The organism is Streptomyces sp. E11-3, from assembly GCF_046540415.1.
Lineage (GTDB): Bacteria > Actinomycetota > Actinomycetes > Streptomycetales > Streptomycetaceae > Streptomyces.
Window position 1 is genome coordinate 1051128 of the sequence record NZ_JAZGRL010000001.1, and the last position, 4633, is coordinate 1055760.

A 4633-nucleotide genomic window follows, 5' to 3' on the forward strand; every position below is an offset into this window, starting at 1 on the left:
CCCGGGGGGGGCCCCCCCCCGCCGCCCTCGATCCCGACCGCCCCGCCCCACCCCTTGGGAGCCGCCTCATGACGGTGATCCTCAGTCAGTCGTTCACCGGCGTCAGCATCGGCGCCGTACTGCTGCTCATCGCGCTCGGTCTGTCCCTCACCTTCGGGCAGATGAACGTCATCAACATGGCCCACGGCGAGTTCATCATGGCCGGCGCCTACACCACGTACGTCCTGCAGGACTTCATCTCCAGCGCCGGGTACTCGCTGCTCGTCGCCCTTCCGGTGGCCTTCGTGGTCGCGGGGGCGATGGGGGTACTCCTGGAGTACCTGCTGATCCGAAGGCTCTATCTGCGGCCGCTCGACACCCTGCTCGTCACCTGGGGTGTCTCGCTGATCCTGCAGCAGCTCGCCCGGGACATCTTCGGCGCGCCCAACGTGCAGACCCGGGCCCCCGAACTCCTCACCGGCCATCTCACGCTCATCGGCGGATCCGACCCGCTGACCGTCGCCAACAGCAGGCTGTTCATCCTGGGCCTGGCGATCGCCGCGGTCGTCGCGCTCACTCTGGGACTGCGCCTCACCCCGCTGGGGCGGCGGATCCGCGCCGTCGTGCAGAACCGGGATCTGGCGGAGGTGTCCGGCATCCCGACCGGCCGCGTGGACCGGACGACGTTCTTCATCGGCTCCGGCCTCGCCGGGATCGCCGGGGTCGCGCTGACCCTCGTCGGCCCGATCGGCCCCACCATGGGCACCAACGTCATCATCGACGCCTTCCTGGTCATCGTGGTCGGCGGCATCGGACAGCTCAAGGGCAGTGTCATCGTCGCGTTCGCGCTCGGGGTCCTGCAGTCCGTCGTCGAGTACTCCACCACCCTCAGCGTCGCCAAGGTGGCCGTACTGATCGCCATCGTGACCTTCCTGCAGTGGCGGCCCCAGGGCCTCTACACCCTGCGCACCCGGAGCCTCGTATGACCGACACGACCACCGAGACGGCCAAGGCGCCCCGACGGTTCGCGGCCGGGTCCGGCCCCCGCGCGGCGGCCGGCTTCGCGCTCGGCGCCGCGCTGCTCTTCGGCATCGCCCCGCTGCTGCTGTCCGACTTCCGGCTCGGCCTGCTCGCCAAGTACCTGTGTATCGCGATGGTCGCCGTCGGCGTCTGTCTGGCCTGGGGCCGCGGCGGGATGCTCACGCTCGGGCAGGGCCTGTTCTTCGGGCTCGGCGGCTACGCCATGGCGATGCACCTCAAGCTGGCCGACGCCGGCCCTGGCCAGCTGCCCGACTTCATGCTGCTGTACGGGACCAACCCTGAACTCCCCTGGTGGTGGCGGCCGTTCGAGAGCCCGGTCTTCGCGCTCGCCGCCACCGTCCTGATCCCGATGGCCGTCGCCGCGCTGCTCGGCTTCTTCGTCTTCGGCCGCGGCGTGAAGGGCGCGTACTTCGCGATCCTCAGCCAGGCGCTCACCGCGGCCTTCGCGATCTGGCTGGTCGGCCAGCAAGCGACGACCGGCGGCACCAACGGCCTCACCGACTTCCAGGGCTTCTTCGGCTACGACCTCGACGACCCGGTCAACCAGCGGCTGGTGTACTTCATCATCGCCGCCGCCCTGCTGCTCCTCATGGTGCTCGCCCGGCAGCTGATCCACAGCCGGTACGGCGAACTCCTGGTAGCGGTACGGGACTCGGAGGAACGGGTCCGCTTCCTCGGCTACAACCCGGCGCACGTCAAACTCGCCGCCTACGTCACGGCCGCGGGGATGGCCGGGCTCGCGGGCGCGCTCTTCGTGCCCGCCGTGGGCATCGTCTCCCCCGCGCTGATCGGCATCGTGCCCTCCATCGAGCTGGTCATCGGCGCCGCGGTCGGCGGCCGGGCCAGCCTGGTCGGCGCGGTGCTCGGCGCGCTCGCCGTGGCCTGGGCGAAGACCGCCCTGTCCGAGGAGTTCCCGGCCGTCTGGACGTACTTCCAGGGCCTGTTGTTCGTGGTGGCCGTGGCGTTCCTGCCCGGCGGGCTCGCCTCGCTGGTGAAGACCGTACGCCGCAAGGCCGCATCCCGTGCCGCCAGTGGAGAGGCGCTATGACCCGACGCGACGTGACAGAGCGGGCTCGGCCCGGGCTGGAAATCCGGGACCTGCGGGTGTCGTTCGACGGATTCACCGCGGTCGACGGGGTGGATCTCGTGGTGCACCCCGGCGATCTGCGCTTCCTCATCGGACCCAACGGGGCGGGCAAGACCACCCTGGTGGACGCCGTGACCGGACTGGCCAGGGCCACCGGCTCGGTGCGGTTCGCCGGTGCGGAACTGCTCGGGCGCAGTGTGCACCACATCGCCAGAACCGGCATCGGCCGTACGTTCCAGACCGCCACGGTCTTCGAGGAGCTGACCGTACTGCAGAACCTGGACATCGCGGCCGGGGCGTCCCGCAGCGTCCTGACCCTGCTGCGCCGCCGGAAGTCCGTACCCGAGAACGTCGAGCGGGCGCTGGAGACCATCGGTCTCGGCGCGCTGCGCGACTCCCCGGCCGGAACGCTCGCCCATGGGCAGAAGCAGTGGCTGGAGATCGGCATGCTGCTCGTCCAGGACGTACGGCTGCTGCTCCTGGACGAGCCGGTCGCCGGGATGAGCCACGACGAACGGCAGGCCACCGGCGAACTCCTGGAGCGGATCAGCCTGGAGCGCACCGTGGTGGTCATCGAACACGACATGGACTTCATGCGGTCCTTCGCGCGCAGCGTCAGTGTGCTGCACGCGGGCAAGGTGCTCAGCGAGGGCACCGTCGCCGACGTCCAGGCGGATCCGAAGGTGCAGGAGGTGTATCTCGGGCACACGCCCGACGAGCACTCCGCGGACCCGACGCCCGCCATCAGCCCAGCGGTACAGGAGGCGTGATGCTGGAGATCGACGACGTACGGGTCGGATACCACCGCAGCACCGTGCTGCACGGCGTCTCGCTGTCCGTGCCCACCGACGGGGTCGCCGCGGTACTCGGGCACAACGGCGCGGGCAAGAGCACCCTGCTGCGCACCGCCGCGGGACTGCTGACGCCGCACAGCGGCAGCGTACGGCTGGACGGCGAGGACATCACCCGGCTCAAGCCGCATCAGCGGGTCGCCCGCGGTCTTGCGTACGTCCCCCAGGGCCAGCAGTCCTTCCCGCACCTCACGGCCGCCGAGAACCTCCAGCTCGTCGCGGACGGCCGGCGCCGGGGAAAGGCGGCGATCGCCGACGCACTGGATCTGTTCCCGGCGCTACGCGCGCTGTCCGGGCGCCGGGCGGGTCTGCTGTCCGGCGGGCAACGCCAGCAACTCGCCCTGGCCCGGGCCCTGGTGACCGAGCCCCGGCTGCTGCTGCTCGACGAGCCCACCGAGGGCATCCAGCCCTCCGTGGTCGCCGAGATCGAGGAGACGATCGTGGCGCTCGGCAGCCGTGGGGGCCTTTCCGTACTGCTCGTGGAGCAGCATGTGGGCTTCGCGATGCGCGCGGCCCAGACGTACGCCGTCCTGGAGGCCGGGCGGGTCACTTCGTCCGGCGAGGGCGGTCGGCAGGCCGAGGCGGTCGTACGGGAGGCGCTGAGCGTGTGACGGCCGGTGGGTCGGGCTGTGGGGCGGACCGTGGGGCGCGGAGGATCAGCCGCCGCCCGTGAAGTGGCCGATGAAGGGGTCGGCGGTGATCGGCATACCACGGCTGAAGGGCGCGTCCATGTCCCAGATGAGCATCAGCAGGAACACGAAGAGCGCGCAGTAGAGGCCCGCCACCGTCAACTCGCGCCGGGTGTAGCGGATCTGCAGCGCGAAGATCATGCCGACGGACACCAGGGCACCGGCGATCAGCCCGAACCAGACCACCAGCGGCATGGCGGGCTCCGCCGCGTCACCCCGGTTGGTGCGGGCCTCGTCGGCCAGGGCGACCTGGTCGACCATCGGCGCGTACGCCTGACCCTGTAGCTCGTTGCGCGGCTCGCTCTCGCGGACGGCTTCGCGTACCTCGTCGAGGAGTTGGTCGCCCCGTTCGGTCAGCTGCCCGTCGTCCGCCATCTGCGGCCACTCCTTGTCCACGACGTAGCGGGCGTAGACGTCGATGCTCCCGTCGATCTCCTCGCGTACCGGTTTCGGGAACACCTGGGCGCGTTCGGAGACCTCGTGCAGGGCCTGGGCCTCGGCCCGCACCGTTTCCGTGGCCTCGCCGCGGGCTTCCCAGACGCCCGCGATCGCCAGGCCGAGGACGATGGCGTACACCACGCCGATCATCATCGTCATGTACTCGATGACGTCCGGGGTCTCCGACGGGTCGTGGTCCTCGCCGTGCCGTCGGACGACTTTGGTGATGACCACGATCAGCGCGCCGGTCGCGCCCATGGCGAGGATCAGTGTCAGCCAGTGCGGCAAGACGGGCCTCCAACGAGGTGGGGAGAGGGTGAGGTGGGGTTCATCCGCGGCCGCCGCCGCTGCCGCCGAACCCGGAGCCCCGGGAGAGCGCGGCCGCGGCGAGCACGGCGGGCACCACCAGAAGCAGCGTCGTGGCGGCGAGCGGTTGCCCGTCGTGGTCCTTCTTGGCCGGTGCGCCCTGGTAGGCGCGCGGGACGGAGGGGGTGGGCGACGGGGTCGTACGGGGCGTCGGTGACGGTGAGGGAGTCGGCGAGGGCGGC

The 4633-nt window shown here is 70.9% G+C and carries 5 protein-coding genes and 1 pseudogene; 4 read left to right on the plus strand and 2 right to left on the minus strand.

Going from position 1 to position 4633, the window contains the following annotated elements; translation table 11 throughout:
* Positions 1-68: 68 nt before the first annotated feature.
* Genes urtB through urtE form a run of 4 tightly spaced genes read left to right on the plus strand, consistent with a single transcriptional unit; the run spans position 69 to position 3569 of the window.
* Positions 69-965: an urea ABC transporter permease subunit UrtB gene (gene urtB / locus U9R90_RS04670; RefSeq protein WP_411055082.1), complete on the plus strand. Its 897-nt coding sequence runs from the start codon at positions 69-71 to the stop codon at positions 963-965.
* Positions 962-2068, plus strand: coding sequence for an urea ABC transporter permease subunit UrtC (urtC, locus tag U9R90_RS04675; RefSeq protein WP_411055083.1), 1107 nt, complete (start codon positions 962-964; stop codon positions 2066-2068). Before urtB ends, urtC begins: the two co-directional genes overlap by 4 nt.
* A complete protein-coding gene (urtD, locus tag U9R90_RS04680) occupies positions 2065-2877 on the plus strand; it encodes an urea ABC transporter ATP-binding protein UrtD (RefSeq protein ID WP_411055084.1) in 813 nt (270 codons plus the stop codon). Before urtC ends, urtD begins: the two co-directional genes overlap by 4 nt.
* Positions 2877-3569 (plus strand): urea ABC transporter ATP-binding subunit UrtE, encoded by a 693-nt coding sequence (urtE, locus tag U9R90_RS04685; protein WP_411055085.1) that lies wholly within the window; start codon positions 2877-2879, stop codon positions 3567-3569. Before urtD ends, urtE begins: the two co-directional genes overlap by 1 nt.
* 45 nt (positions 3570-3614) lie before the next feature.
* Here the strand turns inward: urtE and U9R90_RS04690 are convergent, their stop codons facing one another.
* Both U9R90_RS04690 and U9R90_RS04695 read right to left on the minus strand, forming a co-directional pair.
* Positions 3615-4373, minus strand: a complete 759-nt coding sequence (locus U9R90_RS04690; RefSeq protein ID WP_411055086.1) for a hypothetical protein — start codon at positions 4371-4373, stop codon at positions 3615-3617.
* 40 nt (positions 4374-4413) lie between these two features.
* Positions 4414-4633 (minus strand): annotated as a pseudogene (locus tag U9R90_RS04695) (hypothetical protein); the annotation flags it as partial.